At 57.3% G+C, this 4,405-nt stretch carries 6 protein-coding genes, 1 tRNA gene and 1 pseudogene; all 8 read right to left on the bottom strand.

Annotation, left to right across the window (positions count from 1 at the left end):
- Positions 1 to 201: pseudogene (locus F8I07_RS04305) on the bottom strand (hypothetical protein); the annotation flags it as partial.
- Between the two features lie 153 nt (positions 202 to 354).
- The gene (gene rplS / locus F8I07_RS04300; protein ID WP_292656177.1) at positions 355 to 714 is read right to left on the bottom strand and encodes a 50S ribosomal protein L19; all 360 of its coding nucleotides are present in this window, start codon (positions 712 to 714) and stop codon (positions 355 to 357) included.
- Positions 711 to 1,403: a tRNA (guanosine(37)-N1)-methyltransferase TrmD gene (gene trmD, locus F8I07_RS04295; RefSeq protein ID WP_292656174.1), complete on the bottom strand. Its 693-nt coding sequence runs from the start codon at positions 1,401 to 1,403 to the stop codon at positions 711 to 713. Before trmD ends, rplS begins: the two co-directional genes overlap by 4 nt.
- A complete protein-coding gene (rimM, locus tag F8I07_RS04290) occupies positions 1,403 to 1,930 on the bottom strand; it encodes a ribosome maturation factor RimM (RefSeq protein ID WP_292656171.1) in 528 nt (175 codons plus the stop codon). Before rimM ends, trmD begins: the two co-directional genes overlap by 1 nt.
- Positions 1,931 to 1,935: 5 nt before the next feature.
- Entirely contained in the window at positions 1,936 to 2,178 is a 243-nt protein-coding gene (locus F8I07_RS04285) for a KH domain-containing protein (protein WP_292656170.1), read from the bottom strand.
- 8 nt (positions 2,179 to 2,186) lie between these two features.
- Entirely contained in the window at positions 2,187 to 2,417 is a 231-nt protein-coding gene (gene rpsP, locus F8I07_RS04280) for a 30S ribosomal protein S16 (protein WP_292656168.1), read from the bottom strand.
- A gap of 114 nt (positions 2,418 to 2,531) precedes the next feature.
- A tRNA-Arg gene (locus F8I07_RS04275) sits at positions 2,532 to 2,607 on the bottom strand.
- 75 nt (positions 2,608 to 2,682) lie between these two features.
- On the bottom strand, positions 2,683 to 4,405 hold a 1,723-nt coding region (locus F8I07_RS04270; protein ID WP_292656165.1), incomplete at its 5' end, for a cytochrome c biogenesis protein.

Genomic DNA, 4,405 nt, shown 5'->3' with positions numbered 1-4,405 from the left:
GAGGAGAACAAAGAGCACCAGGATCAGATAGCGGTTCATCCCCCGAACTACACGCTCCAGTGCCAGCAGGAGCCGCAGAGAGCGTAGATACTCCCCGACCGGAACCGCGATCCCCTCCCAGATAAACTCCTCAAAAACGATAAAGAGAAAAACCAGAAGATACTGGATCGGCAGTGTGATCCTGTAAAGGAGTTTTTTCATAAGAGGCCCTCAGCACATAAAGAGGATTTAGAAAATAAGGAAGTCAAGATTTTGTTTCGATTTGCTGTAGATTTGCAGGTTGTGGAGAAGGAGCTTACGAATAGTAAGTGACTGAACCGCTCCTGCAAAGATGCAGTGAAGCGGAACAAAAGATTACTTTCGCCGGAGTTCTTTGATGCGGGCGGCCTTCCCCTTCCGATCGCGCAGATAGAAAAGCTTGGCACGACGAACCCGGCCGCGGCGGACAACCTCGATGCTCTCGATACTTTCGGTGTAGAGAGGGAAGATCCGCTCGACACCGATGTTGTTGGCTCCCATTTTGCGGACGGTGAAGCTTTTGCCGGTTCCTTCGCCGCGGACGGAGATGCAGACGCCCTCGAAGTTCTGGACGCGTTCTTTGTTGCCTTCTTTGATGCGGACGGCGACACGGAGGGTGTCACCTGCACGGAAATCGGGAACGTTTTTCCCTTCGACCTGGGCTTTTTCAAAGCTCTCGATGTACTTGTTTTTCATACTTTTGCCTTCGCTCGTTGATATAGATCGGGTCGGAAATACTTGGTTTTCGCCAAAGCCATCCGATTTTTAATGGCTGCGATTTTACTATGATTACCCTTTAGAAACTCTGAAATCGCACGCTTTCCCCGGAACTCGTCCGGTTTGGTGAAAGCAGGTGCTTCCAGGAGTGACGCTTCGAAGCTCTCCTCCTCCAGAGAGGCCTGGTTGCCCAGGACACCGGGAAGCAAGCGACTGACGGCATCACAGACCATCATCGCCGGCAGTTCGCCCCCGGTCAGGATCGCATCGCCGACGCTAAAGACCTCGTGGGCGTGCAGCTCGATGATCCGCTCGTCGATCCCCTCGTAGCGTCCAGCCACCAGGACCAGATGCTCCTGTTTCGCCAGGCGTTTGGCATCACTCTGGCGGAAGGGTTTGGCCACGGGGGTGAGGAAGACCACATGGGCCTCCGGGGAATCAGCTTTGAGGGCTTGCAAGGCGTCATGGAGAGGTTGGGGAGACATGAGCATTCCCGCCCCGCCCCCGATCATCGGCTCATCCACCTTTTTGTAGCGGCTGGCGCTGTAATGGCGGGGGTTGACGAAGTCGACGGCAATCCGCTCCGCCTCCCGGGCACGGCCCAGGATCGAGGCGCCGAAATAGCCCTCGACAATCTCAGGAAAAAGAGTGACAAAGGTAAAGCGCATCAGCTCGCCTCCAGAATCTCCCGGGCGTCCCGGGTCTGCAGAACCTTCATCTCCGGATCGAAGGAGAGGATATAGCGGGGGATATAGGGGAGCAGAAAGGTTTCGGGCAGTCCCGCCTCACGCAGCGCCTCATCCGTCGCGATCAGGAGATAGTCCACCTCCAGCATCCGCTGGATCTCCCGGACTTTTCCCAGAACCTCATCCCCCTCTCTCACCTCCGCACCGATAATCTCGAACCAGTAGTGCTCTCCCTCCTTGAGAGGGCAGAGCTCTCGGGTCCGGGCCTCGTCGCTGTAGATTTTGGCATTGGTGAGGGCCTTGGCCGCTTCGGGGCTCTCATACCCTGCGAAACGGATCAATCCCCGCTTGGGATTGTAGGCAGCCACGGTCAGAGGCCCCCGGCTGCTCTGCAGGGTCACGCCGGGGCGAAACTGCTGAGGAAAATCGGTGTGGAGGTGGAATTTCAGATCACCGCCGAGCCCGACGGTCCGCCCGACCTGGGCGATGAGGAAACGCTCTTTTTTCATGGGGTTCAGTCGATGGGCCGGACGTTCACCCGGTAGTTTTTGCCGCCTTTGGCTTTGCAGCCGGAGATGACGGTTTTGATGGCGTTGATCATGCGGCCCTCTTTGCCGATGAGCTTGCCCACATCATCCGGATGGGCATAGAGGAGGATCTCGTCGTACTGCTCATCCAGCGGCTGCTCTTCGAGACGCAGCGCTTCGGGATGGCGGACGATGAGCCGGGCATAGGAGAGAATGAAATCCCGGACCATGGAGGGGCTTACTTCCTGCCGGCGAGACGCTTGACGGTGGGGCTCATCTGGGCACCGACGCTGAGCCAGTAGTTGAGGCGCTCTTCGTCGAGCTTGATCTCTTTCTCTTTGGAGACGGGGTTGTAGTAACCGATGGACTCGATCCAGCCTCCGTCTCTGCGCTTGCGGCTGTCGGTGACGACGATGCGGTAGAAAGGCTTCTTTTTGCGTCCCATACGGGTCAGTCTGATAACGGTCATTGTACTTCCTTGAATAGTGTGTTGAAAAGTTCTGACAACTCTCTTTGACGGTAAGAGACTCATCAGGACTTTGGAGGCGCATTATACCAAAAAGTGCTGAAGAATCGAAAACACTGGTACCCCCAGGAGGACTCGAACCTCCAGCTAGGCCTTAGGAGGGCCCTGCTTTATCCTGTTAAGCGATGGGGGCGGAGAGAAAAACGGATGCAATGATACTATGAATGCTCTTAGAAAATCCGGAAGTGTACGCAGGCGGAAAGCTCCGCTACTTCATCCTGCGGTTACGGGCCGCCAGCAGGATCAGGACAAAAACCGACGCCACGGCGGGCCAGACCCATCCCGGGATGGGCACCGGATCTCCGGCGGCGTAGGAGTGCATCCCGCTGAGATAGTAGTTGACCCCGAAGTAGGTCATGATCACCGAGCTGTAGGCCAGGACCGCCGCCACATTGAAGGCATAGAGGGAACTGAGCTTCGGGATGAAGCGCATATGGACCACCGCCGCGTAGACCAGAATCGTCACGGCTGCCCAGGTCTCCTTGGGATCCCAGCCCCAGTAGCGGCCCCAGGATTCGTTGGCCCAGATCCCGCCGAGGAAGTTGCCGAGAGTAATGAGTGCCAGACCGATGAGCAGGGTCATTTCGTTGATGATGCTCAGCTCTTTGATGGCCCGGTCGATGTCGGGGTTGCCTTTTTTGCCCCGGAAGATGAAGAGGACCAGCACCAGCATCCCCAGCAGAGCTCCCAGTCCCAGGAAACCGTAGCTGGCGGTGATGACCGCCACATGGATCATCAGCCAATAGGATTTGAGCACCGGCACCAGATTGGTGATCTGGGGATCGAGCCAGTTCAGGTGCGCCACAAAGAGGAAGATCCCCGCCAGAATCGACGTAGCCGCCATGGTCAGCGGAGAGCGGCGGGAGAAGACGAAGCCCGCCAGCACCGTGGCCCAGGCGATATAGAGGATCGATTCATAGGCATTGGACCAGGGGGCGTGTCCGGCGATATACCAGCGCAACCCCAGCCCCAGTGTATGGGCGAAGAAGGCCGCGATCAGAACCGCCAGCGTGATCCGCACCGGCCATTTGAGCGAAAATTTCGGCCGGAGAATATGGACAAAAGCCAGAATCAGCAGCAGCAGTCCCGCCAGGATGTAGACCGGGACCAGACGGCTGAAAATATTGAACTTGTTGTAGGCGATCTCCATCTCGATGCGCTTCTGGGAGGGAATAATTTCCCCGCCGTAGAAGTACTGATACTTTTTGAGCACATCCAGCGCCGAATCGGCCTTTTTCCATTGCCCGGTACGGATCCCCTCTTCCACATTCTTGAAATAGTTGGCCGTGATCAGACGGACCAGTTCCGCCTCTTTTTTCGGGAACTTCTTCATGGCATCCAGGGGAGAGTACCATCGGTGCATCTTGTCCCCCGGTTTGGGGAAGATCCGCAGCAGTGTACCCTGGAAGACCATGTAGGCTACATTGAGGCGTTCGTCGGCTTTGAGAAGATCTTTGTCATACTGATTCCGATCCGCCGACCGCTTCCGGGAGGCGGCGATGACATCCTCTCTGAGCAGATAGGCTCCCGTCTTTTTGTCGAAGAAGTCGTCGTAGGAGACGTAGCGGGTCTCTTTGGGGAGTCCCAGCTTTTTGGCGATGAGGGGATGGGAGATCTTGATCATCCGCAGTTTCTGATAGACCTGGGGCTCCACCAGCATCCCCAGCAGCACCTGGTCCGCACTCATTCCCAGCATCTCGTTCTTGCGGGCGATCTTGGAGAGAAGTTCGTGGGCGACGGTATCCATGGGTTTCATCCGCCCGCCGTTACCCTGGACCACCAGGGTCCCGAAGCGCAGAGCGTGGCCCGCATCGATGGAGCGGATGCTTTTGAGCTCCTGGGGCGTGATCGTCGAAGGATCGATGGCCGCGGCCTGAAGCGGTGCCGTCCCCTGCCAGAGCAGTCCCGCCGTCAGCAGAGCCGCCGCGGGG

Source organism: Nitratifractor sp., assembly GCF_015487065.1.
GTDB lineage: Bacteria > Campylobacterota > Campylobacteria > Campylobacterales > Sulfurovaceae > Nitratifractor.
Note: the sequence above shows the minus strand (reverse complement) of the source record. Positions and strands in the feature narration are given on the sequence as shown.